24 protein-coding genes are annotated in these 24962 nt (G+C 69.9%); 9 read left to right on the forward strand and 15 right to left on the reverse strand.

Translation table 11 applies throughout. The annotated features are described in order from the left end of the window. Positions 1-42: 42 nt before the first annotated feature. Entirely contained in the window at positions 43-708 is a 666-nt protein-coding gene (locus tag ACWTPI_RS05150) for a response regulator transcription factor (RefSeq protein WP_454731101.1), read from the forward strand. Then, entirely contained in the window at positions 684-2036 is a 1353-nt protein-coding gene (locus tag ACWTPI_RS05155) for an ATP-binding protein (RefSeq protein ID WP_454731102.1), read from the forward strand. The genes ACWTPI_RS05150 and ACWTPI_RS05155 overlap by 25 nt, the downstream gene beginning before the upstream one ends. A gap of 24 nt (positions 2037-2060) precedes the next feature. Here ACWTPI_RS05155 and ACWTPI_RS05160 read toward each other — a convergent pair whose 3' ends face one another. Beyond that, positions 2061-2987: a LysR substrate-binding domain-containing protein gene (locus tag ACWTPI_RS05160; protein ID WP_454731103.1), complete on the reverse strand. Its 927-nt coding sequence runs from the start codon at positions 2985-2987 to the stop codon at positions 2061-2063. A gap of 134 nt (positions 2988-3121) precedes the next feature. Between ACWTPI_RS05160 and ACWTPI_RS05165 the strand changes: the two genes are divergently transcribed. Continuing rightward, the gene (locus tag ACWTPI_RS05165; protein ID WP_454731104.1) at positions 3122-4525 is read left to right on the forward strand and encodes an FAD-binding oxidoreductase; all 1404 of its coding nucleotides are present in this window, start codon (positions 3122-3124) and stop codon (positions 4523-4525) included. A 114-nt stretch (positions 4526-4639) separates the two neighbouring features. Here ACWTPI_RS05165 and ybaL read toward each other — a convergent pair whose 3' ends face one another. From ybaL to atpD, 11 genes are all read right to left on the reverse strand, one after another. Continuing rightward, positions 4640-6361 (reverse strand): YbaL family putative K(+) efflux transporter, encoded by a 1722-nt coding sequence (gene ybaL / locus ACWTPI_RS05170; protein ID WP_454731105.1) that lies wholly within the window; start codon positions 6359-6361, stop codon positions 4640-4642. A 68-nt stretch (positions 6362-6429) separates the two neighbouring features. Beyond that, complete coding sequence (locus ACWTPI_RS05175; protein ID WP_454731106.1) at positions 6430-6771, reverse strand: zinc ribbon domain-containing protein; 342 nt, start codon at positions 6769-6771, stop codon at positions 6430-6432. After that, positions 6768-7676 (reverse strand): F0F1 ATP synthase subunit gamma, encoded by a 909-nt coding sequence (locus ACWTPI_RS05180; RefSeq protein WP_020200944.1) that lies wholly within the window; start codon positions 7674-7676, stop codon positions 6768-6770. Before ACWTPI_RS05180 ends, ACWTPI_RS05175 begins: the two co-directional genes overlap by 4 nt. After that, positions 7673-9247: an alternate F1F0 ATPase, F1 subunit alpha gene (locus tag ACWTPI_RS05185; RefSeq protein ID WP_020200945.1), complete on the reverse strand. Its 1575-nt coding sequence runs from the start codon at positions 9245-9247 to the stop codon at positions 7673-7675. The genes ACWTPI_RS05180 and ACWTPI_RS05185 overlap by 4 nt, the downstream gene beginning before the upstream one ends. Beyond that, on the reverse strand, positions 9244-10071 hold the full coding sequence (locus ACWTPI_RS05190; protein ID WP_454731107.1) for a F0F1 ATP synthase subunit B family protein: 828 nt from the start codon (positions 10069-10071) through the stop codon (positions 9244-9246). The genes ACWTPI_RS05185 and ACWTPI_RS05190 overlap by 4 nt, the downstream gene beginning before the upstream one ends. A gap of 10 nt (positions 10072-10081) precedes the next feature. Further along, positions 10082-10363: a F0F1 ATP synthase subunit C gene (locus ACWTPI_RS05195; RefSeq protein ID WP_020200947.1), complete on the reverse strand. Its 282-nt coding sequence runs from the start codon at positions 10361-10363 to the stop codon at positions 10082-10084. Between the two features lie 33 nt (positions 10364-10396). After that, complete coding sequence (locus tag ACWTPI_RS05200; RefSeq protein WP_020200948.1) at positions 10397-11101, reverse strand: F0F1 ATP synthase subunit A; 705 nt, start codon at positions 11099-11101, stop codon at positions 10397-10399. Continuing rightward, on the reverse strand, positions 11085-11435 hold the full coding sequence (locus ACWTPI_RS05205; RefSeq protein ID WP_454731108.1) for an N-ATPase subunit AtpR: 351 nt from the start codon (positions 11433-11435) through the stop codon (positions 11085-11087). The genes ACWTPI_RS05200 and ACWTPI_RS05205 overlap by 17 nt, the downstream gene beginning before the upstream one ends. After that, complete coding sequence (locus tag ACWTPI_RS05210; protein WP_454731109.1) at positions 11422-11838, reverse strand: AtpZ/AtpI family protein; 417 nt, start codon at positions 11836-11838, stop codon at positions 11422-11424. The genes ACWTPI_RS05205 and ACWTPI_RS05210 overlap by 14 nt, the downstream gene beginning before the upstream one ends. After that, a complete protein-coding gene (locus ACWTPI_RS05215; protein WP_043365265.1) occupies positions 11835-12230 on the reverse strand; it encodes a F0F1 ATP synthase subunit epsilon in 396 nt (131 codons plus the stop codon). The genes ACWTPI_RS05210 and ACWTPI_RS05215 overlap by 4 nt, the downstream gene beginning before the upstream one ends. Further along, positions 12220-13725, reverse strand: coding sequence for a F0F1 ATP synthase subunit beta (atpD, locus tag ACWTPI_RS05220; protein ID WP_454732448.1), 1506 nt, complete (start codon positions 13723-13725; stop codon positions 12220-12222). Before atpD ends, ACWTPI_RS05215 begins: the two co-directional genes overlap by 11 nt. 152 nt (positions 13726-13877) lie before the next feature. On the opposite strand from atpD, the gene ACWTPI_RS05225 reads away from it, so the two are divergent. Both ACWTPI_RS05225 and ACWTPI_RS05230 read left to right on the forward strand, forming a co-directional pair. Further along, the gene (locus tag ACWTPI_RS05225; protein WP_454731110.1) at positions 13878-14720 is read left to right on the forward strand and encodes a DUF1653 domain-containing protein; all 843 of its coding nucleotides are present in this window, start codon (positions 13878-13880) and stop codon (positions 14718-14720) included. A gap of 4 nt (positions 14721-14724) precedes the next feature. After that, positions 14725-15813, forward strand: coding sequence for a phosphatase PAP2 family protein (locus ACWTPI_RS05230; RefSeq protein ID WP_020200954.1), 1089 nt, complete (start codon positions 14725-14727; stop codon positions 15811-15813). Here ACWTPI_RS05230 and ACWTPI_RS05235 read toward each other — a convergent pair. After that, complete coding sequence (locus tag ACWTPI_RS05235; protein ID WP_454731111.1) at positions 15707-17020, reverse strand: hemolysin family protein; 1314 nt, start codon at positions 17018-17020, stop codon at positions 15707-15709. The two genes, ACWTPI_RS05230 and ACWTPI_RS05235, sit on opposite strands and share 107 nt — an antisense overlap. 90 nt (positions 17021-17110) lie before the next feature. Then, positions 17111-18073: a LysR family transcriptional regulator gene (locus ACWTPI_RS05240; RefSeq protein WP_454731112.1), complete on the reverse strand. Its 963-nt coding sequence runs from the start codon at positions 18071-18073 to the stop codon at positions 17111-17113. A 144-nt stretch (positions 18074-18217) separates the two neighbouring features. On the opposite strand from ACWTPI_RS05240, the gene ACWTPI_RS05245 reads away from it, so the two are divergent. The 4 genes from ACWTPI_RS05245 (at position 18218) to ACWTPI_RS05260 (ending at position 22216) form a co-directional block, all read left to right on the forward strand. Next, on the forward strand, positions 18218-19495 hold the full coding sequence (locus ACWTPI_RS05245; protein ID WP_454731113.1) for a D-amino acid dehydrogenase: 1278 nt from the start codon (positions 18218-18220) through the stop codon (positions 19493-19495). Between the two features lie 172 nt (positions 19496-19667). After that, complete coding sequence (locus ACWTPI_RS05250) at positions 19668-20597, forward strand: glutamate/aspartate ABC transporter substrate-binding protein (protein WP_020200958.1); 930 nt, start codon at positions 19668-19670, stop codon at positions 20595-20597. A gap of 121 nt (positions 20598-20718) precedes the next feature. Continuing rightward, positions 20719-21534, forward strand: coding sequence for a transporter substrate-binding domain-containing protein (locus ACWTPI_RS05255; RefSeq protein WP_454731114.1), 816 nt, complete (start codon positions 20719-20721; stop codon positions 21532-21534). Positions 21535-21556: 22 nt separating this feature from the next. Then, a complete protein-coding gene (locus ACWTPI_RS05260; protein WP_020200960.1) occupies positions 21557-22216 on the forward strand; it encodes an amino acid ABC transporter permease in 660 nt (219 codons plus the stop codon). A gap of 155 nt (positions 22217-22371) precedes the next feature. Here the strand turns inward: ACWTPI_RS05260 and cphA are convergent, their stop codons facing one another. Then, positions 22372-24945, reverse strand: coding sequence for a cyanophycin synthetase (gene cphA, locus ACWTPI_RS05265; RefSeq protein WP_454731115.1), 2574 nt, complete (start codon positions 24943-24945; stop codon positions 22372-22374). Positions 24946-24962: the final 17 nt, after the last annotated feature.

Consider the following 24962-nt stretch of genomic DNA (forward strand, 5'->3'; position numbering starts at 1 on the left):
CGGCCAGGGCGGCGCATTGCACATCGCTTGAAAGGAGGGGGGATGCGGGTATTGCTGGTCGAAGACGACCCCATGATCGGCGAAGCGATTCAGGGCGCATTGAAGGATGCGTCCTATGCGGCTGACTGGGTCAAAGACGGACAGACGGCGCTCGCGACACTGGGAAGCCAGCACTACGACCTGGTGCTGCTCGATCTGGGCCTGCCCGGCAAGGACGGGCTGGCGGTGCTGGCCAGCATCCGAGCCAGGGACAACCCGATTTCCCTGCTCATCATCACGGCACGCGATGGCCTGGATGATCGCCTGCGCGGCCTGGACGGCGGGGCCGACGACTACGTCTCCAAGCCTTTCCAGATGGCGGAGCTGCTGGCGCGGATGCGCGCCGTCCTGCGGCGCAAAGGCGGCACGGCGGCGCCTGTTTTCGGCAACGGCGTGGTGTCCCTCGATCCGGCCACCAGGGAAGCAAGCGTCAACGGCGGTTCCCCGCAGCAATTGTCCAACCGCGAGTTCTCGCTGCTGCAGGCCCTGCTGGTTCGGCCGGGAGCGATCCTCTCGCGCAGCGAACTGGAGGACCGGATCTACGGCTGGGGGGAAGAGGTCGAAAGCAATGCGGTCGAATATCTGATCCACGCGCTGCGGCGCAAGCTCGGCGGCGAGGTCATCAAGAACGTCAGGGGGGTCGGATGGATGGTCTCGAAAGGCGCCTGAACGAATCGATTCAACTGAAGCTGTCTGTCATCCTGTCGCTGGCCATCCTTGTCGTGGCCACGGTGGCCGGCGCCTTCTCGTTCCTGTCCGCCTTCGACGAAGCGCACGAGCTACAGGATGACGTTCTGCGCCAGGTGGCGCAGCTCATGGATCGGCAGCGCCTGTCACCGGCCACTTTGATTGCCGACGCCCGCCCCAAGGATGCGGATGAAGAATCGCGCGTGATCGTCCAGCGCCTGGGCGAGGCCAGGCCCTCTCCGGCCGGCGTGGATGCTGGAGGAACACTCCCGCTGCCGGCCACGCTGTCCGATGGATTGCATACGCTGGAGGTCGGCGGCGAGACATTCCGCGTGCTGGTCAAGACCACGGCCGCCAACGAACGCATCGCCGTGGCCCAGGAAGCGGGCTTCCGCAATGAAATCGCCCGCGATGGCGCGCTGCGCACCGTGATGCCTTTCCTGATTCTCGTTCCAGTTCTGCTGCTGATCGTCGCCGATCTGGTGCGCAAGATGTTCCGGCCCATTGCCACGCTCTCCAGGGAAATCGACCAGCGCGCCGAGCGGGAGCTGCACCCCGTCGAAGACCGCCACCTTCCAGTCGAGGTGCGCCCGTTTGCCGTGGCGATCAATCGCCTGCTTGCCCGTGTCGGCCAGTCCATGGCGTCTCAGCGCCGCTTCGTGGCCGATGCCGCGCACGAGCTGCGCTCCCCGCTGACCGCCCTGTCGCTGCAGGCAGAGCGATTGGCGGACACGGAGATGTCGGAGCGAGCACGCGAACGGCTGTCGGTGCTACGCCAGGGGATCGAGCGCGGCCGGGGCCTGCTGGATCAGCTCCTGACCCTGGCCAGGGCGCAGTCCGCCACTGACACGCCGAAGTCGCCGGTATCCGTCCAGGGCATCTACCGCCGCGTGTTGGAGGACCTCATGCCGCTGGCCGAGGCCAAGCACATCGACATCGGTGTGGAAGGCATGCAGGACGCCGAAGTATGGGTGAGCGAACTGGACATGATCGCCGTGGTCAGGAACCTGGTCGACAACGCCATCCGCTACACGCCGGAGGGCGGGCGAGTTGACCTTTCCCTGGGGGTGTCGAACGGGAAGGCCGACTTGCATATCCAGGACAACGGACCCGGTATCCCCCTGGCTGAACGGGACCGGGTTTTCGATCCCTTCTACCGTACGCTGGGCAGCGAGCAGATCGGTTCCGGACTTGGGCTGTCCATCGTCCAGGCGATCACCAATCGCATCGGCGCGGAAATTCGCCTCGACTTCGCTGACAAAGCACGGCAAACCGGTTTGAGCGTTACCGTTATCGTTCCAGTCAAATGACGATTTCGGCAATGCGGATCGGCGTTACATCGACTCGGTCTTCAACGCCGTCGACCGGATCCAGCCCGCGAAGGCGTCGATGGACGCCTGCCTCGGATGATGCGCGGTCGTCACCAGGTAGAACCCATAGCCCGGCAAGGAAAGGGGATGCGCCTTGACCAAGGTCCCCGCGCGCAGTTCATCGCCGATCACGACATCACTGCATATTGCGATTCCCTGTCCGGCAACCACTGCGTCGATCGCATGCAGTTCCTCGCGGAAGCTCAGGCCGCACTTGACGGTGAGCTGCGTCATCATCGGGTCGATCATGCCCGCGGTAGCCAGCCATTTGTGCCACGTGGGGGCGTGCGGATCCCGGTTCATCCAGTCGAAATGGATCAGCGGAAAGCGCAGCAGATCTGCGGCGCACTGAACGGGCCGGCCATCCGTGGCGAGCAGTTCCGGCCGGCAGATGGGGAAGAAGGCGTCCCGGCCGATCTCCTGCGCGGCATGATCGGACGGCGAGGTTCGCGCGTAGCGGATCGCGATATCGGACTCGCCCGCCCGCAAGTCCAGGACAGCATCGGTGCCAATGATTTCCAGCGCGATCCCGGGGTGCAAGGCACGCCACTCGGGTAGTCGGGGAACCAGCCATCGGCTCGCGAACGCGTTCGAGCTCGTCACGCGCAGCGGGAGCTGGTGGTCGGCCGCCGCGATCGATGCCACGGCGCTCGCCAGGGCATCGAAGCCGTTGCGCAGCGCCGGGAACAGCTGCGCGCCCGCGCCAGTCAGGGCCAGCGGGCGGGGGCGCCGCTGGAACAGCGTCTGGCCGCAAGTCTCCTCCAGCAACCGGATTTGATGGCTAATGGCAGTCGGCGTCACACCGAGTTCCGCGGCGGCGGCCTTGAAGCTCCTGTGCCGGGCCGCAGCCTCGAAAGCGCGCAGCGAACGTAGCGGTGGCAGTTTGCGCATGAACTGAGTGTAGATGAGTGGAGCTCATCTGCCAGATGAGTTCTTCGAGCTTGCTTCGTTTCCCGCTTGCGTCAAGCATGTCACTGGAAACCGCGGCGCACAGGCCGCTGTGCCGGACATGGAAAGGGGGCTGCATGGATACGCATCTCATCTCCGGGAGTGCCGGAAGCAGGCCGGAGCATGCCGGCCTGGGCATGGAACGGTTCCGCCAGAGCCTGAACGGCGAAGCGATCCTGCGCGGAGAAGACGGATACGACAAGGCGCGCCAGGTCTGGAACGGCGCTATCGACAAGCGGCCGGCGATGATCGTCCATTGCGCCGATGCCGACGATGTCAGCCGTGCCGTGACGTTCGCCCGGGCAGGCGGCTATCTGGTGGCCGTGCGCAGCGGAGGCCATAACGTCGCCGGCTTGTCCGTCTGCGACGACGGCATCGTGATCGATCTGGCGCGCCTGAAACGGATCGAGATCGATCCGGTACGCCGCATTGCGCGTGCGGGCGCGGGCCTGAGCCTGGGCGAATTCGACAGCGCGACCCAGTCGCACGGGCTGGCGACGACGATGGGGGTCAACAGCGATACGGGCATCGCCGGGCTGACGCTTGGCGGCGGCTTCGGCAGGCTAGGCCGCAAACATGGCCTGGCATGCGATAACCTGATCGCGGCCGAGATCGTGCTGGCCGATGGCCGCATGCTGAGAGCCAGTGCCACCGAGAACGCGGACCTGCTATGGGGCCTTCGCGGCGGCGGCGGGAACTTCGGCATTGTGACGGCGTTCGAGTACCGGCTTCATCCTGTCGGGCCGATCCTTCTGAGCGGATCCGTGCTGCATCGCTACGACCAGGCGCGGGACGCCTTGCGCTTCTACCATGCGTTTGCGAGCCAGGCGCCGGACGAACTCAGCGTCGACGCCGCCCTCGTGACCACGCCGTCCGGCGAGCGCTTCCTGAGCCTCTCGGCATGCTATGCCGGACCGGTCACGGAAGGCGAGCGAGTGCTCGCGCCGCTCAGGGACCATGGCGTCCCGGCCGCGTGCCGGTTTGAGGCGATCCCTTACCTGGAGATCCAGCGTGCCGGCGACGCCATTTTTCCCCGCGGGCGCCGCTACTACTGGAAGGCGCAGTTCCTGCGCGAGCTCGCGGATGCGGCCATCGATACGCTGCTCGATGCCTATGCGAACGCGCGTGGCGGCATGCCACTGCTGGTCTTGCAGCACGTCGGCGGCGCGATTGCCCGGGTCCCGAGGACGGAGACACCCTATGTAAACCGCGATGCGCTTTATGACTGCCTCCCCATCTCGATCTGGGACGATCCGGCAGACGATGAAGCGAATGTACGGTGGGCGCGTGAAACGTGGGACGCCATCCGGCCGTTCTCGACGGGCGGGGTTTATGCGAATAATCTGGGCGAGGAAGGAGAGGACAGGGTACGGGCCGCCTATGGGGAGAACTACCAAAGGCTCGTCGAGATCAAGAACAAATACGACCCGGCCAACTTCTTTCGTCTGAACCAGAATGTCCGGCCCGGGCCGGTGGCCTGAGAGAATCTCCGGCGGCGGTGGCCACGCTGGCGCGCCGTCGCCTGCCACGTAGCGTCCGGCCAATGGCGGGCCGCAAAAGAGGGGGCAATTGCCGTTCGTGCCGTCTTGATCGTCTCAATGCCAGGCAGCCGAATGATTCGACCGCGGCGCGAAGCGTTGGAGTACGTGGCAAGTCATGCTTTTGGCCAGTTCCTCCTCGCCGAAGAAGACCGTTCCGATCCCTTCCTTGCGCAACATCAGTGACTCGTCCTCGTTGTGCGTGCGCATGACGATCTCGATTCTCGGATTGAGTGCGCGCGCCGTGTCGGCTATCTGGCGGACATTGAGCGAATCGGGCATGGCCACCACGAGCATGGCCGCGTCGGCGACGTGGGCCTGAATCAGTACCGAGGGGTCGGTGGCGTTGCCCGACACTGCCACCATGCCCTTCTTGCGCAAATCCTCGACCAGTTCCCGGTTCTGTTCCGCCACCACATAGGGGATGCCGCGCTCATCCAGTGCACTGGCGATCCGTTTGCCCACCCGGCCATACCCTACCAGCACGACCTGCCCCTCCAGATACTTGCGCTCGGTGTTCACCGGCAGTTCGGCGTAGGGGTCGCCTCGCCGCTCCAGGCGGCGAGCCAGTTCCGAGCGTCGGAGCACCCAGCGGCGCAACGGCTCGATGGCCGCGAAAAGCATGGGGTTCAGGGCAATGGAAATGAGCGCGCCGGCCAGCACCAGGCTCATGCCTTCGGCCGGCAGCAGGCCGAGGGAAAGCCCCAGCCCGGCCAGGATGAACGAGAATTCGCCGATCTGCGCCAGGCTGGCGGAGACCGTCAGCGCGGTGTTGAGCGGGTAGCGGAAAGCCAGTACGAGGGCCAGTGCCCCAATGGATTTGCCGACGATGATGATGGCCACCACGCCGAGCACGTGCACCGGCTGTGCCATCACGATAGCCGGTTCGAACAGCATGCCCACCGACACAAAGAAGAGCACGGAAAAAGCGTCGCGCAGCGGCAGGGATTCCTGAGCCGCTCGGTGGCTGAACTCGGATTCCCGCATGACCATCCCGGCAAAGAACGCGCCCAGAGCGAATGAGACGCTGAATAGCTGGGCGGCACCGTAGGCGATGCCAATGGCCGCGGTGATCGTCGACAGGGTGAACAATTCACGTGAGCCAGTCTTCGAGATCTGCCACAACAGCCAGGGCAGCACCCGGCGGCCGGCGATGAGCATCAGGGCAATGAAGGCCGACACCTGCAACAGCGTTTGCCCAATGGTCATCCACAAGGGTTGCGATTCGGCTGCGGGCACTTCCGCCGTGCCGCCCAGGACGCCGGCCAGCGGCGGCAGCAAGACCAGCACCAGCACGGTGGCCAGGTCCTCGACCACCAGCCAGCCGACCGCGATGCGGCCGTTCATGCTTTCGAGCACGCCACGTGCTTCCAGGGCCTTGAGCAACACCACGGTACTGGCGCACGACAGGGCCAGGCCGAAGATCAGACTGCTGCCCCAGCTCCATCCCCACCACCGCGCCACCAGCATGCCCAGCACCGTAGCCAATGCCATCTGCACCACGGCACCAGGCACGGCGATGCGTTTGACCGCCAGGAGGTCATTGACCGAGAAGTGCAGGCCGACGCCGAACATCAGCAGCATGACGCCTATCTCGGAGAGCTGGGAGGCCAGATGCGCATCGGCCACGAAACCGGGCGTGCTGGGGCCGATGATGATACCGGCCACCAGATAGCCGACCAGCGCCGGCACCTTGATGCGCTCGGCAAGGAACCCGAGGATCAGGGCGATGCTGAAGCCAGCGGCGAGCGTGGTGATCAGGGGGATGCTGTCTTCCATTCCGGGGCCGCGAAAGTTGGACGAATCGGATCCTCGCAGCCGCTGCAGCGGCAGGTGTGGCCTGCAGCTCAGATATGACGATCTCGACCACGCCGTACAAGGATATCGTATCGGCTGCCGACTTTCCGTTTCGCCGAGGTCGGTGCCCTGGCACTCACGGCGTCATGTCTCGGGGCCAAAGCTGCGTTTGCATCACGGTGGCGAGTCGTCCCGCACGCGGGACACGTCCATTCGCGCACCGGCGGTAAGTCGTCGTGGTCTCGGCGGCCACCGGCGTGCAGACAGCCTGCGGGCGGCGCGTGGTGCCGGGCACGTCGCGCGGCTGGGTGCCAGCGGTGTCCCGGCAGGTGCCGGAGATCGGGCCGGCCGCGGCCGCCTTCGCGCCGCGACGCGTAGCCGCCGCGACTCATAGCCCGCCGTCGGCGGTCCCCGCCTGCGACAGCGCCTCATATCCGGCCGTCACGTCGAACAGTTCCTCGTCGATCGCGCTTTGCCGTTCGCTGTGGAAGCGGCTGCGCAGGCTGTCCAGCAGTTCGTCGATGTTCTTGTCGGCGCGCTCCATCGCCGCCAGGCGGCTGGCATTCTCGCTGGCGAGCGATTCGGCGCACGCGCTGAACAGCGAGATGAAGAGATGCTCGCGGATCAGCGCGCGCAGCGTCGCGGTGCCGTCGCCGATCACCTGCGGCGGGTTGCGCGTGGGCCAGCGCTGCGCGAGCAGGGCGGCCAGCCATTGCGCGTCGAGCGGCAGCAGGCGCTGCGCCACCGGCCGGAACTGTGCGCCGGGCTGGGGCTGGTTGTAGAACACGTGGATGCGGGCCTGCTCCGGCTGGCTCCGCTGCGTTTCGGTGTCGAGCTGGAGGCGGTCGACCAGCCGGGCGATGGCCTCGACCGAGCCGGGCACCGCATAGGCGCCGGCCACCGCCACGCCGGCGTCCTCGAGGCGCGCGCGCACGCGCTCGCCGACGGCCCATACCGTGCGCTTGCCGGGCAGGGCCCGCAGCGCCGCGACCGCGTAATCGGCGATGATCTCGTTGAACTGGCCCACCAGCCCCTGGTCGGAGCCGAACACGATGGCGCCGAGGCTGTCCGCCGCGGTGGCCTTTTCTTCCCGGAGCGTGGAGACCGCGGCGCCGAGCGGGCGCAGGCACGCGCCCAGGCTCAGCGTGACCGCGCGCCGGTAGTCGGCCAGCGCGAGCACGGACTGCTCGTACTGGCTGATGCTCGATGCCGCCAGCGCGCGCATGGTGCGCACCACGCCTTGCAGTTCGGTGGCGCTGTCGATCTGGTGGCGCAGCGTGGCGGTGGTGTCGCTCATGGCGTCGTGCCGGGGCTGGCGGGCGGCGCGGCGCTGCCCGCCGCGGGCTGGAACGGCGCCAGCGCCGCGCGCGCGATGGCGACGACCGCCTGCGTGTCTTCCTTGCCCGGCTTGCCTGGCGCCTCGAGGCGGGCGGCGAGGGCGTCCGGGATGGCCGCCGCCGCCGCGCACACGGCGCGCTGGGCTGCTTCCATGCGCTCCAGCGGCACGGTGTCGAACAGGCCCGCGCTGAGCGCGCTGAGGATGGCGACCTGGGCGGGCACCGGGACCGGCTCGGACTCGGCCTGCATGAGGCAGGCGCGGATATGCTGGCCGTGCGCGATGGCCTGGCGGCTGTCGTCGTCGAGGCGGGCGCCGAAGCGGGAGAACGTCTCGAGTTCCTCGAACTGCGCGTAGGCCAGCTTGAGGTCGCCGGCCACGGCGCGGAAGCTGCCGTGCTGCGCCTTGCCGCCGACGCGCGACACCGACTTGCCGACGTCCACCGCCGGCAGCACGCCGAGCTCGAACAGCGTGGGCGAGAGGTAGATCTGGCCGTCGGTGATCGAGATCAGGTTGGTCGGGATGTAGGCCGACATGTCCTGCGCTTCGGTCTCGATGATCGGCAGCGCGGTGAGCGAGCCGCCGCCGCGCGCGGCGCCGAGATGGGTGGCCCGCTCGAGCAGCCGCGAGTGGATGTAGAAGATGTCGCCGGGGAACGCCTCGCGGCCCGGCGGCCGGCGCAGCAGCAGCGACAGCTCGCGGTAGGCGCGGGCGTGCTGGGTGAGGTCGTCGTAGACGACCAGCACGTCGCGCCCGGCTTCCATGAAATGCTCGGCGATGCTGGTGGCGGCGTAGGGCGCGATGTAGGCCAGCCCGGGCGGCTGGTCGCCTTCGGTGACGACCACCACGGTGTAGTCGAGCGCGCCGTTGGCGCGCAGCGTGGCCACGGCCTTGGCCACGGCGGAGGCGCGCTGGCCGATGGCGCAGTAGACGCACAGCACGTCGCGCCCGCGCTGGTTGAGGATGGTGTCGATGGCGATGGCGGTCTTGCCGGTCTGGCGGTCGCCGAGGATCAGCTCGCGCTGCCCGCGCCCGACCGGGATCAGCGCGTCGATGACCTTGACGCCGGTCTGCAGCGGCACCGTGACGGGGGCGCGCTCGAGGATCGGCGCGGCGGCGCGCTCGATCGGCAGCCGCGCGTGCGCCGCCACCGGGCCGAGGCCGTCGAGGGGGCGGCCGAGCGGGTCGATCACGCGCCCGAGCAGGGCCTCGCCGACCGCCACGTCCATCACGCGGCCGGTGCGCTCGACCTGGTCGCCGGCGCCGAGCCGCCAGTAGTCGTCGAGCAGCACCACGCCGACTTCGTCCTCGTCGATGTTGAACGCGATGCCGTACACGTCGCCGGGGAAGCGCACCAGTTCGTCGAAGCCGACGCCGGGCAGGCCCGAGACGTGCGCGACGCCGGTCGCCACGCTGACGACGGTGCCGATTTCCTGCGTGTCCAGCGGCGGCGCGAAGCGCTCGCGCGCCTCGCGCATGGCCGAGAACGCGTGCTCGATGGCGGCCCGCGGAGCGGGCAGGGCGGCGCTCATGGCTGGCCCGCCGCGGCTTGCGGGGCGGGGGCTGCCGGCGTGGCCGGGGTGTCCTTTGCCGCCGCGCGGTCCACGTCCAGCAGCTCGCCGGCGGCGTGTTCCAGCGCGTCGAGGTAATGGTCGACGTTCCACGCCAGCTTCTGGCCGCCGCCGACCAGCTCGATGCCGCCCACCAGTTCCGGGGCGGTCTCGAAGGCCGGCGCAATGCCGCCGCCCAGGCATTCGTCGAGCGCGGCCCGGATGGCGGCGCGCTGCGCCTGCGGCAGGTCGAACGCGCTGCGCACCGCGATGCGCGCCGGCGCCGTCCCGAGCGCGGCGGCGAGGCCGCGCCGGGCCGGCTCGTCGAGCGCGCGCAGGCGCCGCACGAAGACCGCCGCCACGCGCTCCTCGAGGCTGGCCGAGGCCAGGTCTTCCAGCGCGCGGCGCGCGATGGCGAACACCTCGCGCCGCGCCAGCTCGCCGAGCGAGCGCGTCAGCTGCCCGGCCTCGTTGCGCAGCGCGTCCTGGCGCTTGGCGCCGAGATCGTCGGCGGCCTGCCGGGCCGCGTCCATGAGCTGCCGGCGCAGGGCGTCGGCCTCGGCGGTGGCCTGCGCCACCAGCGCCGCGCGCTCACGGTCGAAGGCTTCGTTTTTCCGCCGGAAGGCGTCGCCCTGCTGGCGCGCGGCGGCATCCTTCGCCTCGGCATCGGCGATCTGCGCGGCGATGCGGCTCTCGCGGGCATCGATGGCGTCGAGCACGGGCTGGTAGAGAAAGCGCTTGAGCAGCCAGACCAGCACGACGAAGTTGAGTGCCTGCGCACCGACGGTGAACCAGTCGATCAACATGACTCACCTCTCACCTGAGCGCGGCGCGGGCAATGGCGGCGTTCCAGAACGGATTGGCGAAGATCAGGATCATCGAGACGACGAAGCAGTAGATCGCGGTCGACTCGATCATCGCCAGGCCGACGAAGAGCGTGCGCGTGATGGTGGCGGAGGCGTCGGGCTGCTGCGCCAGCGAGGTGAGGGCGGTGGCGACCGCGCGGCCTTCGGCGAGCGCGGGTCCCATGCAGCCGAAGCCGGTGCACAGGCCGGCGATGGCGATCGACGCTACCGCGATGATGGTCAGGCTGTCCATGAGCTGTTTCCTTGGTTGGGGGTTCGGTTGGATTCAGTTGGGTTCGGGCGACGGGGCCGGTGCCGGCTCCGTCTCGCCGGTGTGGGTGGCGGCCGCGAGATAGACCGCCGCCAGGATGCTGAAGATGTAGGCCTGCACCATGCCGGTGAGCAGGCCGAGCGCGGTCATGACGATGGGAAAGAGGAACGGCGTGATGGTCAGCAGGATGGCGATGATCATCGCCCCGCTCATCATGTTGCCGAACAGGCGCACCGCCAGCGCCAGCGTGCGCGACAGCTCGCTGATGATGTTGAACGGCAGCATCATCACGGTCGGCTCCAGGTACGAGCGCAGGTAGCCGCGCAGCCCCTGGTCGCGGATGCCGTACAGCGGCACCGCCACGAACACGCACAGCGCCAGCGCCAGCGTGGTCGAGAGCGAGCCGGTGGGTGGATCGTAGCCGGGCACGATGGTGCACAGGCTCGCCGCCGCGACGAACAGGAACAGCGTGCCGAGGAAGCCGAGGTAGCGGCGCGGCTGGCGCAGGCCCACATCCGCGATCTGCTGCTCGATGCCGGTGATGACGATCTCCAGCAGGTTCTGCCAGCGCGAGCGGCGGTGGTCCGGCGAGAGCCGCCGCGTGACCAGCCACGAGCCCAGCCACAGCAGCAGCATCAGCGCCCACGTGAACACGATGGTGGCATTGAGCTTGACGAAGCCGTGCTGCCAGAAGATCCACTGGTCAGGGCTGAGGCGCATGGCTGCCCTCCCCGCGGGCCGGCGCGTGTTGCGCGGTCTGCTCCGCCGGTTCCGTGCGCGTCATGCGCATCACGACGAAGCGCGCCGCGGTGAAGCCCGCCAGGCACGCCGCCATGCGTTCCCATTGTCCCGCGCCGATCCAGTAGAAGCCCAGCAGCGTGACGCCCGTGCGCAGCAGCAGGCTGCCCAGTTGCCACAGCGCCGCGCGGCCCGGCGACAGGCCCGGCGAGAGGGTTTGCCGCACCGTCCACCACAGCCCGCCGAAGAAGAAGGCGCCGAGCGCGCCGCCGGCCAGCCCCGCGAGCAGCAACGCCGCCATGTCATGCATCTGCATCGTCCTGACCTTCCTTGTCTTGCCGCATGGCCGCGTCTTCCCGTGCGACCCAGCGCCATGCATTGAAACAGCCGAGCACCAGCCCGGCCACCAGCAGCGCCAGCACCCACGAGTGCCGGCCCGGATAATGCTCGTCCAGCCAGATGCCCAGCGCCGCGCCGAGCAGCGTCGGCACTACCACCGACCAGCCGACCAGCCCCATCATGCCGAGCCCGGACCACACCCCGGGCACGCGCTGGCGCCGCGCCCACAGCTTGCGCCGCGCCTTGGCGCCGACCTTGCCGGCCAGCGTGGGCGCGGGCTCCGGCGGCGGCGCCTGCGGTTCCGCTTCCGGTCCCGCTTTCGGTTCCGTTTCTTTCGGCTCCGCCCTGTGCCCCGGCCGCGGTCCCGGCGGCGCCGTCATGGCGCCGTCCCGCGCAGCCTGGCGATGCGGGACAGGAAGCCCGTCTCCAGCTTGGCCATGACCGTGCGCAGGCTCAGCGCCTGCTCGTCGAGCGCGAGGAACTCGCGCTCCACCGTGCGGCGCAGCTGCGCGAGGTCGGTGCCGGCCATCGCCTGGCGCACCGACACGCGCACCTCGAGTCCGGTCTTCACCAGCACGCCCTGGTCGATGGCGATGAACACCTCGCCTTCGTCCGGCGTCTCGAACACCAGGATGCCGGGCGCGAGCGCGGCCACGCAGTCGAGGCGGTGCGGCAACATGCCGAACGAGCCCTCGGCGGTCTCCGCGACGATGCGCGACACCCCGGGCTTGCGCAGGAACACGCGGAAGGGCAGCAGCACTTCAAGCTGCATGCTGTCCGGCGGCATCCGGCACCTCGGCGGGTTGGGGCGTGGCGGGCTTGCTTCTGGCCTCGGAGATCGGCCCGATCATGTAGAGCGCGCTCTCCGGGTAGTCCTTGAATTCGTCGCGCAGGATGCGCTCGCAGCCGTCGAGCGCGTCCGCCAGGCTGACGGTCTTGCCCGGGATGCCGGTGAACTGCTCGGTGGTGAAGAACGGCTGCGTCAGGAAGCGTTCCAGGCGGCGCGCGCGCGCCACCACGTTGCGGTCGGACGCGGAGAGCTGCTCGAGCCCGAGCATGGCGATGATGTCCTTGAGCTCGGCGTACTGCGCCAGCGTGCGCCGGATGTCCTGCGCCAGTTGATAGTGGTGCGCGCCGACGATGCCGGGCGTGGCCATCATGGAGTTCGACTGCAGCGGGTCGACGGCCGGGTAGAGGCCTTCGCTGGCGCGCTTGCGCGACAGCACGATGGAGGCGGACAGGTGCGAGAAGGTATGCACGGCCGCCGGGTCGGTGAAGTCGTCGGCCGGCACGTAGACCGCCTGGATCGAGGTGATGGCGCCGGTGTCGGTGTTGGCGATGCGCTCCTCCAGCCCCGACAGCTCCGTGCCCAGCGTCGGCTGGTAGCCGAGGCGCGACGGCATCTGGCCCATCAGCCCGGAGACCTCCGAGCCGGCCTGGATGAAGCGGAAGATGTTGTCGATCAGCAGCAGCACGTCGCGATGCTCGTCGTCGCGGAAATACTCGGCCATCGTCAGCGCCGCGTGGCCGACGCGGAAGCGCGCGCCCGGCGGCTCGTTCATCTGGCCGAAGACCATCACCATGTCGGCCAACACGCCGGCCTCGCGCATGTCGTGGTAGAGCTCCTCGCCTTCGCGGCAGCGCTCGCCGATGCCGCAGAAGATGCTCACGCCCTGGTGGTGGCCGACCATGTTGTGGATCAGCTCGGTGAGCAGCACGGTCTTGCCCACGCCGGCGCCGCCGAACAGCCCGGCCTTGCCGCCGGTCTCGAGCGGCAGCAGCACGTCGATGGCCTTGATGCCGGTCTCGAACACGACCGAGCGCGTGGAGCGCCGCGCCAGCGGCGGCGGCGCGCGGTGCACCGAGCGCCAGCGCACGTCCTGCGGCGGCGGCAGGCGGTCGATGGGCTGGCCGAACACGTCGAACATGCGCGACAGGATGCTCGCGCCGACCGGCGCCTGCAGCGGCGCGCCGCTGTCGCGCACCGCCATGCCGCGCGCCAGCCCCTGGGTGGAGGTCAGCGCGATGCAGCGCACGTGGCGCGCGTCGAGCTGGGACAGCACCTCGATGGCGATGCGGCCGTCCTCGCCGGCGCGCAGCAGTGTGCGGATCGGCGGCAGCGCGGCCTCGAAGCGCACGTCGACCACGCTGCCGCGCACCGCGGCGATCACGCCGCGACTGGTCTCGCCGCCCGTGCCGTCACCCGTGCCCGCCGGCGCCTGCCATGTCGGTTCCACACTGTCTCTCACACCGTTCTCCACGGGCATTTGTGCCACTGCACAATCATGCGCTCCCGTCATCGGGGGAAGTTGACGCATGTCAACTTTCGGAGCGCGCCCCCGCCGGCGCGGCAAGTGCGCGTTGCGCCGCGCGGCCCATGCACTATCATGGCGCAGCCCCGACCCAGACCGCAAGCATCATGACCCTGCCTCCGACCCCGCCCGCCACCGGCGACTTCCTGCCCGGCATGCCCTACCGCCACTACAAGGGCGGCGCCTACGCCATCACCGGGCTCGGCCTGCTCGAGTCCGACCTGTCGCGCGTGGTGGTGTACCAGTCGATGCGCGACCGCAGCGAGCTGTGGGTGCGCCCGCTCGCCGTGTTCACCGAGACCGTGGCGACGCCGCAGGGCGCGCAGCCGCGCTTCGCGCCGGACTGGCCGGCGGCGCTGGCCTGCCTGGACTTCCTGCCGCGCGCCGCGGTGCTGCAGGCGCTGGCCTGCTACGACGCGCCGTACCGCCGCTACCACGACCGCCGCCACGTGCTGGAGATGTTCGCCGTGGCGCAGGCGCGCGGCCTCGCGCTCTCGCCCGCGCAGGCGCTGGCGGTGCTGTGCCACGACGCGGTCTACGTGCCGGGGTGCGAGCACAACGAGGCCGCCTCCGCGGCGCTGATCGAGACCGTGGCCGGCGGCGCGGATGCCGCGGTCATGGCGCTGGCCGCGCGCATCGTGATGGATACCCGCGGGCATCGCGCCTCGGCGCCCGAATCGGAACCGGTGCTGGACCTCGACCTGTGGTGCCTGGCCGCGCCGGCGGCGGATTTCGACGCCTACACCGAGGCGGTGTTCGAGGAAAACCGCGCGCTGCTGGCCAGCCGCTCGGGCTTGTCCGGCGAGGCGCTGCGGGCGGACTTCATGGCGCGCCGCATCGCCTTCCTGCAGGCGATGGCGCGGCGCGAGCGCCTGTTCCTGACGCCGGCCTTCGCCGATTGCGAGGCGCCGGCGCGCGCCAACATCGCGCGCATGGCGGCCGGGGCCTGAGGCGATGGAGGCCGTCCGTGGCGCCGATGCGTGGCTCACGCCGCTTGCCGCGCTGGGCGCGGTCGGCCTGCTGGCCGTGTTCGTGCTGTTGCTGCTGGGCGTGGTGCGCGGCCTGCTGCTGGTGATCCGGCCGCTGGTGCGCCGGCTCGACGGCGCGCGCCTGCGCGGGCGCGACGCGCTGCTGGCGCGCGCCGGGCCGCCGTGGCCGCGCCTGCTGCGCGTGCTGGAGCGCGTGCTGGAGCGAGACGTGGCCGAGCTGCTGTTGCTGGCCACCGCCGGCGCATTGCTGCTGGCGTGCGCCGCGGCGCTGCTGTGGCTGGGCGCGGCCATCGCCCACGGCGCGCCGCTGGTGCGGCTGGACGAGGCCGTGTTCGCGCAGTTGCGCGCGTGGCGGCGGGACTGGCTCGACGTGGCGATGGTGGCCATCACCGAACTGGGCGGCGCGCGCGTGTCGGTGGCGGTGGCGCTGGCCGTGCTGGCGTGGCTGGCATGGCGCCGCGCGTGGGTGGCCGCGGCCTACTGGGTGGGCGCGCTGCTCGGCGCGCGCGCCTGCGTGATGGTGCTCAAGCTGGCGCTGGCGCGCGGGCGGCCCGCCAGCATCTACGATGGCCTGGAGTCGTTCTCGTTCCCGAGCGGCCACGCCGCCAGCAGCATGGTGACGTATGGCTTCCTGGCCTTCCTGCTGTGCCTGCGCCAGCCGTGGCGCGTGCGCATGCCGGTGGTGGCGCTGACCGCGGTGGCGGTGGCGCTGATCTGCCTGTCGCGGCTCTACCTGGGCATGCACTGGCTGTCCGACGTGCTGGCCGGCTGCGCGCTGGGCTTCGCGTGGATCGTGCTGCTGGGCACCGCCTACGCGGCGCTGCACGCGCCGGAGCGGCTGGCGCCGCTGCGCCTGGGCGCGCTCGCCGCGGCCGCGGCGCTGGCGGCGGGCGCGTGGATCCTGGTGTTCCGGCTGGACGAGACGGTGGAGCGCTACCGCCGCGCGCTCACGGCTGGGACGGCGCCGGCGGCGGCAGCTTCGACACCAGCAGCTGGTCGATCTTGTGATGGTCGATGTCCAGCACTTCGAAGCGGTAGCCCGCCGCCTCGATGAACTCGGACTTCTTCGGGATGCGCTTGAGCGAGTAGATCACCAGCCCGGCGGCGGTGTCGACGTAGTCCTCGCCGGGCAGATCGTCGAGCTCCAGCGCCTTCTTGAGGTCCACCAGCGGCGTCAGGCCGTCCACCAGCCACGAGCCGTCGTCGCGCCGCACGATCTGCTCGTCCTCGCTGGAATAGATGATGTTGCCCATCAGCGCGCCGACGATGTCGTCCAGCGTGACGATGCCCACCACCAGCCCGTACTCGTTCATCACCACCGCGAAGCTCTGGTGCATCTCGCGAAAGCGCGTGAGCGCCTCGGTCAGCGTGAGCGTGTCGGGGATCACTAGCACGTTCTTGTCGTGGTGCTTGCCGATGTTGCCGATGTTGCCGATCACGCCGGTGGTGTCGTCGGCCAGGAACATCTGCAGGATGTCCTTGGAGTCGATGTAGCCGAGCACGTCGTCGAGGTTGTGCCCGCACACCGGGTACTGCGCGTGCGGGTGGTTGACCAGCTTGCGGCGCAGGCTGTCGGCGGGCTCGTCCAGGCCGATGTAGACCACGTCGTCGCGCGGCGTCATCACCGCGGTGACGTTCTTGGCGTCGAGCTCGAACACGTTCTCGATCAGGTGGATCTCGTGCTTGTGCAGCACGCCGGCCTCGGCGCCGGCGTCCACCATCGCCGCGATGTCTTCCGAGGTGATCTGGTCGATCTGCTTGGTGGGCAGGCCGAACAGGCGCAGGGTGGCGTCGGCGCTGGCGTTGAACACCCAGACCAGCGGCTTGAAGACCTTGATCATGGTCAGCATCGGCCCGATCACCAGCAGCGCGCAGGGCTCGGGAAAGCTCATGGCGATGCGCTTGGGGATCAGGTCGGCGAACTGGATGAACAGCAGCGTGACCACCAGGAACGAGCCGACGTTGGCGATCTGCCCGGCGGCCGCGGCGTCGAAGTAGGGCAGCAGCGCCGCGTGCAGCAGGTCGGAGACGTGCTTCTCGCCGACGATACCGGCGAGGATGGCCACGCTGTTGACGCCGATCTGCACGATGGTGAAGAAATTCCCGGGCTCTTCCTTGAGCAGCATGATCTTGGTGGCGCGGCGGTCGCCGCGCTCGGACAGCGTCTGCAGCTTGGTGCGGCGCGATGCGGTCAGCGCGATCTCGGAGGTCGAGAAGAAGGCGCTGATCAGGATGAGCAGGAGCAGGATTAGGGCGAACATAGGTTTCAGAAAGCACCAGATGGGCGCTTCAGGCTGTCTGATGATGGTGCACGGCGCATGGGGCTGTCAAATTCCGGGCGCCGGCGGGCGCTACTTGGGGACGTGTTCGAAGCTGACCGCCGGCGCTTCCAGGCGCGCGGGCAGCGTGGCCGCGAGCTGCAGCGCGGCGCCGGCGAACTGCGCGCGCATGTCGTCGGCCAGGCTGGAGCTGCCGCGGTGGCTGGCGCGCAGGGCCTGGATCTCGAAGGCCAGCGCCGGCTTGACCGTGTGCAGCGAGACCCGTTCCGGGCTGGCGCCGAGCGCGGTGTACTGGTCGAGCAGGGTCAGGCCCAGGCCCGCGTCGACCAGCGCCAGCGCCAGCGAGTAGGTCTGGACTTCCAGCATCGAGCGCGGCTCGAGCGCGTTGCGCGCGAGCGTCTGGCGCACCAGCAGGCCGAGCGAGCTGTTGTCGTCGTAGGCGATGAAGGGGCGCTCCACCAGCCGCTGCATCGGCACGTCGGCGCGGCGCGCGCGCGGCGAGGACGGCAAGAGCGGCTCGCCGCGCGGCACCGCCAGCAGCATCTGCCCGCTGGCCACCGGCTCGCTGGCGATGGCCTCGTGGCGCGGCGGCGCGAAGGCGAAGCCGAGGTCGATCTGGTTGGCCAGCAGGCCCTGCACGATCTCGTCGGTATGGTGGGTCAGCACCTGCACCTGGGTGTCCGGGTGGCGCGCGCAGAAGCGGCGCACGGCGGGCACCAGCAGCGGGTTGGCGAGGCTGGGCGTGGCCGCCACGCGCAGCCGGCCCGCGCCCTTGTGGCGCAGGCTCTCCGAGACGCGCCGCACGCGCTCGATCTCGCCGTAGAGCCGCTCCACGTCGCCGTACAGCGCGGTGGCCTCCGGCGTGGCCTGCAGGCGGCCCTTGACGCGCTCGAACAGGCGGAAGCCGAGCGTGGCCTCGGCGTGCTGCAGCACGCGCGTCACCACGGGCTGGGAGACGTGCAGCAGGCGCGCGGCCTCGCTGACGGTGCCGGTCAGCATGACGGCGCGGAAGATCTCGATCTGGCGCAGGCGCATCGGAGGTGGGCGTGGACGGGAAAGGGAAGGGGCGGCCGGGCATCCATAGCCTGAGGACATATTCTGGCACGTATTCGCATTGGGCAAGCCGGCGCGGCTGGTCTACGCTCTCGCGGATCGGATCGAATGGCGGCGAGGCAGGCAATGAAGGTGGTGATCGTGGGGGCGGGGGTGATCGGCATGAGCACGGCGTGGCGGCTGGCGGCCGACGGGCACGAGGTCGCGGTGCTGGAGCGCCGCGCCGGCCCGGGCGAGGAAACCAGCTTCGCCAACGGCGGCCAGCTGAGCTACAGCTACGTGGCGCCGCTGGCCGGGCCGGGCGTGCTGGGCAAGGTGCCGGGCTGGCTGCTGCGCGCCGATTCGCCGATGCGCTTCCGGCCCTCGCCGGACCCGGCGCAATGGCGCTGGCTGGCGGCGTTCGCGCGCGCCTGCAACGCCGCCGCCAGCGAGGCCACCACGCGCAAGCTGCTGCGCCTGGCGTTCCATTCGCGCGACCTGATGCGGGCTTTCGTCGACGGCGGGCCGGACGACTTCGGCTTCGCGCGGCGCGGCAAGCTGATCGTGCACCGCGACGCCGCGAGCTTCGCCGCGGCGTGCCGCCTGCTCGACTACCAGGCCAGCCTGGGCTGCGAGCAGCAGGCGCTGGACCGCGACGCCACCGTGGCGCTGGAGCCGGCGCTGGCGGGCATCCGCGGCGAGATCGCCGGCGCCATCCATACGCCGAGCGAGGAAGTGGCGGACTGCCACCGCTTCTGCCTGTCGCTGGCACGCTTGCTGCATGACCGTCCCGGCGTGTCGCTGCGCTTCGGCACCGACGTGCGGGGCATCGAGCGCGAGGGCGGACGCGAGGGTGGACGCGTGATCGGCGTGCGCACCGCCGCCGGCGTCGAGCGCGCCGACGCGGTGGTGGTGGCCGGCGGCATGGGCAGCGTGGGCCTGCTGCGCCCGCTGGGCCTGCGCGTGCCGCTGTGGCCGCTCAAGGGCTACAGCATCACGGTGCCGATCCGCGACGGCGCCGGCGCGCCGCACATCAGCATCACCGACTTCGCGCGCAAGATCGTCTATGCCCGCATCGGCAACACGCTGCGCGTGGCGGGCATGGCCGACCTCGTGCGCGGCGATACCGCGATCGACCGCCGCCGCATCGCCACGCTGGCCGGCGAGACCCGCGCGCTGTTCGCCGGGGTGGCGCCCGACGCGCGGTCGCCCGCGCAGCTGCAGCCGTGGGCCGGCCTGCGCCCGGCCACGCCCAGCGGGCTGCCGCTGGTGGGGCCGTCGCGCGTGCGCGGGCTGTGGCTCAACCTCGGCCACGGCGCGCTGGGCTTCACGCTGGCGCTGGGCAGCGCGAGCCTGTTGGCCGACCGGCTGGCCGGGCGCAAGCCGGCGGTCGAGGCCGAGGATTTCAGCGCGATGGCGGCGTAGCGCCCGCGGCGCGCGGCCAGGATGGATCCGCTTTGCCGCCGCGTTATCGCGCTTTACCGCCGCTTTTTCTTACCGCATCCCCCGGCCGTACCGCGGCAGCGTCCGCACCGAGCCTGACAACCACACGAGCCACCCTCACAGAGTCGTCCCTCAACCCACGGAGAAACACAAGATGAAACCGCATGCACGCCTGCCCCGCCTGAACCGATTCTCCCGCTGCCTGCTGGCCGCCGCCGTGCTCGCGGGCGCCGCCGGCGCCCCCGGCATGGCCAGTGCCGAGGACGGCGACACGCTGCGCAAGATCAAGGAAACCGGCGTGATCTCGCTGGGCTACCGCGACTCGTCGATCCCGTTCTCGTACACCAATGGCAAAGACGTGATGGGCTACTCGCACGAGATCCTGCTGCAGATCGTCGACAAGGTGAAGGCGCAGTTGCAGATGCCCAACCTGCAGGTCCGGCTGACCCCGATCACCTCGCAGAACCGCATCCCGCTGATGCAGAACGGCACCATCGACATCGAGTGCGGCACCACCACCAACAACCTCGAGCGGCAGAAGCAGGTGGCGTTCTCCAACAGCCTGTTCGTCTACGGCCTGCGCATGCTGACCAAGAAGGACTCGGGCGTGAAGGACTTCCCCGACCTGAAGGACCGCAACGTGGTGACGACCGCCGGCACCACCGACGAGCGCCTGCTGGTCAAGATGAACGGCGAGAAGGCCATGAACATGAACCTGATCAGCACCAAGGACCACGGCCAGTCCTTCCTGATCCTGGAAAGCGGCCGCGCGGTGGCCTTCGTCATGGACGAGCCGCTGCTGTACGGCGAGCTGACCAAGGCCAAGAACGCCGCCGACTGGGTGGTGGTGGGCACGCCGCTGCAGACCGAGAACTACGCCTGCATGTTCCGCAAGGACGATCCCTCGTTCAAGAAGCTGGCCGACGACGTGATCGCCGGGCTGATGACCAGCGGGCGCGCCGAGCAGCTCTACAAGAAGTGGTTCCAGTCGCCGATTCCGCCGCGCGGGCTCAACCTCAACTACCCGCTGTCGGCCGACATGAAGGACCTGTACGCGCATCCGAACGACAAGGCGTTCCAGTAGGGCGGGCGGGTTCCGGGCGGGCCGGGCGGCCCGGCAGGCGGGGCCGCGGAGTTGCGCAAGGCGGGAAGGCGGACTACGCTCCTAATGCGGATATTCGCCGCCCGTCCTGTCTGGAGACCCCATGCAATCACTTCGACTTCGCACCGGCTGCCGCAAGGCCGTGTCCGCCGTGCTGTTTGCCGCTGCGCTGCTGGCCGCCGGCGCCGCCGCCCACGCTGCCGACCTGCTCGACACCGTCAAGCAGGCCGGCGTGCTCAGGATCGGCGTGGAGGGCACGTATCCCCCGTTCAACTACCGCGGCGCCAACAACCAGCTCGACGGCTTCGACGTCGACGTGGCCAGGGGCGTGGCGTCCCGGCTGGGCGTCAAGCCCGAGTTCATCACCACCGAGTGGAGCGGCATCATTGCCGGGCTGCAGGCCGGCAAGTTCGACGTCATCGTCAACCAGGTCGCGGTCACGCCGGCGCGCAGGCAGGTGCTGGACTTCTCCACGCCCTACGTCTACTCGGCCGCGCAACTGATCCAGCGCAAGGACGACAAGCGCCAGTTCAAGTCGCTGGAGGACCTCAAGGGCAAGAAGCTCGGCGTGAGCCTGGGCAGCAACTACAACGAGCTGGCCAAGTCGGTGGACGGCATCGACGTCAGGACCTATCCCGGCGCGCCCGAGTACCTGCGCGACCTCGCCGCGCAGCGCGTGGACGCGGCGCTCAACGACCGCCTGATGGTCGGCTACCTGATCAAGACCGCCAACCTGCCGCTGCGGCCCGGCGCGATCGTCGAGGGCGGCGGCTCCGAGGTGGCGATTCCGTTCCGCAAGGACAACCCGAAGTTCGCGCAGGCCATCGACCGCGCGCTGGAAGACATGCGCAAGGACGGCTCGCTCGCCCGGCTGTCGGCGAAGTGGTTCGGCGGCGACGTGACCAGGCCCGCCAGGTAGGCCGGCAGGCTCGCGCGCGCTCATGTCCGCCCTGCAGCTGGTCGTCGCTTCCCTGCCCGTGCTGATGCAGGGCGTGCTGCTGACCATCAAGTTCGCGCTGCTGTCGATGGCGTTCGGGCTGGTGGCCGGCGTGGTGGTGGCGCTGATGGGCATCGGCCACCAGCCGGTGCTGCGCGCGCTCGCGCGCGCCTACGTCAGCATCATGCGCGGCACGCCGCTGCTGGTGCAGATCTTCGTGGTGTACTACGGGCTGCCGGGCATCGGCATCGCGCTGGAGCCGACCCCGGCCGGCGTGCTGACGCTGAGCCTCAACGTGGGCGCCTATCTTTCCGAGAGCATGCGCGGCGCCATCCTCGGCATTCCGCGCGGGCAGTGGCTGGCCGCCTACAGCCTGGGCCTGACGCCGGGCCAGACGCTGCGCTACGTGGTCGGGCCGCAGGCGCTGCGCCTGGCGGTGCCGAGCCTGTCCAACAGCCTCATCAGCCTGATCAAGGACACTTCGCTGGTGTCGGTGATCACCGTGACCGAGCTGCTGCGCACGGCGCAGGAGGTGATCGCCGCCACCTACCAGCCGCTGCCGCTCTACCTGGCGGTGGCGGCGATCTACTGGGTGCTGAGCACGGTCCTGTCGCAGGCGCAGCGGCTGCTGGAGCGGCGGCTGTCGCTGCCGGGCAGGCATTAGGTGCGGGGACGCGCCGCGGTAAAAACAAAAGCCAGCCTGAAAGGCTGGCTTTTGTTTTTTCGATGAGGCTTCGCTCGACCCCGGGGTTTGCTCCGCTCGCCCATCGCATGGGAGCGCGGAGCAAACCACCGCGTTGTGGGCGGTGCCTTGCGCGCTTACGCCGCTTCCCTGATCCGCTGCGCGATGTGCGCGAGCGCTTCTTCCACCTGGTCCACCAGGATCAGGCACAGGTCGCCGGCCTGCAGGTGCGCCAGCGCGGTATCGATGGCGAGGAACTCGCCGCGGATCTCCTCCACCGTGCTGGCGCGCTGCGCGCCTTGCAGGCCTTCGCGCAGCAGCGCCAGCACCTCGCCGTCCTCGCGGCCGCGCTGGCACTGGTCCTGGTACAGCACCACTTCGTCGAACACGCCGCCGAGGATCTCGGTCTGGCGGCGGATGTCGACGTCGCGGCGGTCGCCGGCGCCGCTGATCACCACCGAGCGCCGCTTGGCGGGCATGCTTTCGATGGCGTCGCACAGCGCCTGGATCGCGTCCGGGTTGTGGCCGTAGTCGGCGATCAGCGTGGCGCCTTTGTAGTCGAACACGTTGAAGCGGCCCGGGGCGGTGGCGGCGTCGTTGACGAAGGTGGCCAGGCCGCGGCGGATCGCGTCCCAGTCGATGCCGAGCGCCCACGCCGCGGCGACGGAGGACATCGCGTTCTCGACCTGGAAGCCGATGGTGCCGCCGCGCGTGAGCGGGATGTCCGCCAGCGCGATGCGCACCTGGCTGTCGCCTTCGGTGGCCACGATGTGGCCATCCTCGACGAACACCACGCGCTTGCCCTGCGCGCGGTGCGTGGCCATCACCGGGTTGTTGGTGTCGGCGGCGAAGAAGGTCACGGCGCCGGGGCAGGCGTCGGCCATGCGCACCACCATCGGGTCGGCGGCGTTGAGCACGGCCATGCCGTGCGGCGCCACGTTCTGCACGATCACGCTCTTGAGCACGGCCAGGTCTTCCACCGTGCTGATGTAGGACAGGCCGAGGTGGTCGCCTTCGCCCACGTTGGTGACGACGGCCACGTCGCAGCGGTCGAAGGCCAGGCCTTCGCGCAGCAGGCCGCCGCGCGCGGTCTCGAACACCGCGGCGTCGACGTCGGGGTGCATCAGCACGTTGCGCGCGCTGCGCGGGCCGCTGCAGTCGCCGGTGTCGATGCGCTCGCCCTGGATGTAGACGCCGTCGGTGCCGGTCATGCCCATGCGCAGGCCGCTGCCGGCGAGCAGATGGGCGATCAGGCGCACCGTGGTGGTCTTGCCGTTGGTGCCGGACACCGCCACCACCGGGATGCGGCCGTCGTCGCCGTCGGCGAACATGGTGGAGACGATGGCCTCGCCGACCGCGCGGCCCTTGCCGTAGGACGGCTGCAGGTGCATGCGCAGGCCCGGCGCGGCGTTGACCTCGACGATGCCGCCGGCCTGTTCCTCGAACGGCTTGAGCACGGTCTCGCAGACCGCGTCCACGCCGCAGATGTCGAGCCCGACCATCTGCGCCGCGGCCACGGCGCGCGCGGCCATGTCGGGGTGCACGTCGTCGGTGACGTCGGTGGCGCTGCCGCCGGTGGAGAGGTTGGCGTTGTTGCGCAGGACCACGCGCGTGCCCTTGGGCGGCACCGTGTCGGCGGTCAGGTTCTGCTTGGCCAGCACGGCCAGCGCGATGTCGTCGAAGCGGATCTTGGTCAGCGAGGTGGCGTGGCCTTCGCCGCGGCGCGGGTCGCGGTTGACCTCGTCGACCAGCTCGCGCACGGTGTGCCTGCCGTCGCCGGTGACCTGGGGCGGGTCGCGGCGCGCCGCGGCCACCAGGTGCTTGCCCACCACCAGCAGGCGGAAATCGTGCCCCGGGATGTAGCGCTCGACGATCACGTCCGAGCTGATGTCGGAGGCGACCTCGAAGGCGGCGTCGATTTCCTCGCGGGTGCGGATGCGCACGGCCACGCCCTTGCCCTGGTTGCCGTCGCGCGGCTTGACCACCACCGGCGCGTTGATCTCCTGGGCGGCGGCCCAGGCCTGGTCGGCGTCGGTCACGGTGCGGCCCAGCGGCACCGGCACGCCGGCGGCGTGCAGCAGGGTCTTGGTGAGGTCCTTGTCCTGCGCGATCGATTCCGAGACCGCGCTGGTCATGTCGGTTTCGGCGGCCTGGATGCGGCGCTGCTTGCTGCCCCAGCCGAACTGCACCATGCTGCCCTGGGTCAGGCGGCGGTAGGGAATGCCGCGCGCCACGGCGGCGTAGACGATGGAGCCGGTGCTCGGCCCCAGGCGCACGTCCTCGTCGAGTTCGCGCAGGCGGTGCAGCGCGTCGGCGAGGTCGAACGGCATGTCGTCGCGCGCGGCGCGGCACAGCGTGGCGGCCAGTTCCAGCGCGAGCCGGCCGACTTCCTCCTCGCTGTACTGCACCACCACCTGGTAGGTGCCGGGCTCGACCGTGGGCGCGGTGCGGCTGAAGCTGACCGGGCAGCCGGCCTCGGCCTGCAGGCGCAGCGCGGCGCATTCGAGCGCGTGCGCGAGCGAGACCACGCCTTCGTTGTCGTCGGGCCGCAGCGGGCCGACTTCGGGGAAGCGCGCGCGCAGGCGCTCTTCGAAGCCGGGCAACTGGGCCAGCGTGTGGGCCTCGTCGGAGCACGAGACGATGGCCTCGATGGCGGTGTGGCGGCACCACAGGTTGGGGCCGCGCAGGGCCCGGATACGTGAGACTTCCATGAAATCAGTTTCCTCTG

It is taken from the genome of Cupriavidus ulmosensis (genome assembly GCF_977008105.1).

What these genes read in the sequence shown, in the direction of transcription:
- ACWTPI_RS05150 (WP_454731101.1), top strand. Translation starts at nt 43, where the DNA reads ATGCGGGTATTGCTGGTCGAAGACGACCCCATGATCGGCGAAGCGATT.
- ACWTPI_RS05160 (WP_454731103.1), bottom strand. Translation starts at nt 2,987, where the DNA reads ATGCGCAAACTGCCACCGCTACGTTCGCTGCGCGCTTTCGAGGCTGCG.
- atpD (WP_454732448.1), bottom strand. Translation starts at nt 13,725, where the DNA reads ATGCCCGTGGAGAACGGTGTGAGAGACAGTGTGGAACCGACATGGCAG.
- ACWTPI_RS05175 (WP_454731106.1), bottom strand. Translation starts at nt 6,771, where the DNA reads ATGAGTCGCGGCGGCTACGCGTCGCGGCGCGAAGGCGGCCGCGGCCGG.
- ACWTPI_RS05235 (WP_454731111.1), bottom strand. Translation starts at nt 17,020, where the DNA reads ATGTTCGCCCTAATCCTGCTCCTGCTCATCCTGATCAGCGCCTTCTTC.
- ACWTPI_RS05165 (WP_454731104.1), top strand. Translation starts at nt 3,122, where the DNA reads ATGGATACGCATCTCATCTCCGGGAGTGCCGGAAGCAGGCCGGAGCAT.
- ACWTPI_RS05215 (WP_043365265.1), bottom strand. Translation starts at nt 12,230, where the DNA reads ATGCAGCTTGAAGTGCTGCTGCCCTTCCGCGTGTTCCTGCGCAAGCCC.
- ACWTPI_RS05255 (WP_454731114.1), top strand. Translation starts at nt 20,719, where the DNA reads ATGCAATCACTTCGACTTCGCACCGGCTGCCGCAAGGCCGTGTCCGCC.
- ACWTPI_RS05260 (WP_020200960.1), top strand. Translation starts at nt 21,557, where the DNA reads ATGTCCGCCCTGCAGCTGGTCGTCGCTTCCCTGCCCGTGCTGATGCAG.
- ACWTPI_RS05190 (WP_454731107.1), bottom strand. Translation starts at nt 10,071, where the DNA reads ATGTTGATCGACTGGTTCACCGTCGGTGCGCAGGCACTCAACTTCGTC.
- ACWTPI_RS05205 (WP_454731108.1), bottom strand. Translation starts at nt 11,435, where the DNA reads ATGCAGATGCATGACATGGCGGCGTTGCTGCTCGCGGGGCTGGCCGGC.
- ACWTPI_RS05200 (WP_020200948.1), bottom strand. Translation starts at nt 11,101, where the DNA reads ATGCGCCTCAGCCCTGACCAGTGGATCTTCTGGCAGCACGGCTTCGTC.
- ACWTPI_RS05195 (WP_020200947.1), bottom strand. Translation starts at nt 10,363, where the DNA reads ATGGACAGCCTGACCATCATCGCGGTAGCGTCGATCGCCATCGCCGGC.
- ACWTPI_RS05185 (WP_020200945.1), bottom strand. Translation starts at nt 9,247, where the DNA reads ATGAGCGCCGCCCTGCCCGCTCCGCGGGCCGCCATCGAGCACGCGTTC.
- cphA (WP_454731115.1), bottom strand. Translation starts at nt 24,945, where the DNA reads ATGGAAGTCTCACGTATCCGGGCCCTGCGCGGCCCCAACCTGTGGTGC.
- ACWTPI_RS05230 (WP_020200954.1), top strand. Translation starts at nt 14,725, where the DNA reads ATGGAGGCCGTCCGTGGCGCCGATGCGTGGCTCACGCCGCTTGCCGCG.
- ACWTPI_RS05210 (WP_454731109.1), bottom strand. Translation starts at nt 11,838, where the DNA reads ATGACGGCGCCGCCGGGACCGCGGCCGGGGCACAGGGCGGAGCCGAAA.
- ACWTPI_RS05245 (WP_454731113.1), top strand. Translation starts at nt 18,218, where the DNA reads ATGAAGGTGGTGATCGTGGGGGCGGGGGTGATCGGCATGAGCACGGCG.
- ACWTPI_RS05180 (WP_020200944.1), bottom strand. Translation starts at nt 7,676, where the DNA reads ATGAGCGACACCACCGCCACGCTGCGCCACCAGATCGACAGCGCCACC.
- ACWTPI_RS05250 (WP_020200958.1), top strand. Translation starts at nt 19,668, where the DNA reads ATGAAACCGCATGCACGCCTGCCCCGCCTGAACCGATTCTCCCGCTGC.
- ACWTPI_RS05155 (WP_454731102.1), top strand. Translation starts at nt 684, where the DNA reads ATGGATGGTCTCGAAAGGCGCCTGAACGAATCGATTCAACTGAAGCTG.
- ACWTPI_RS05225 (WP_454731110.1), top strand. Translation starts at nt 13,878, where the DNA reads ATGACCCTGCCTCCGACCCCGCCCGCCACCGGCGACTTCCTGCCCGGC.
- ybaL (WP_454731105.1), bottom strand. Translation starts at nt 6,361, where the DNA reads ATGGAAGACAGCATCCCCCTGATCACCACGCTCGCCGCTGGCTTCAGC.
- ACWTPI_RS05240 (WP_454731112.1), bottom strand. Translation starts at nt 18,073, where the DNA reads ATGCGCCTGCGCCAGATCGAGATCTTCCGCGCCGTCATGCTGACCGGC.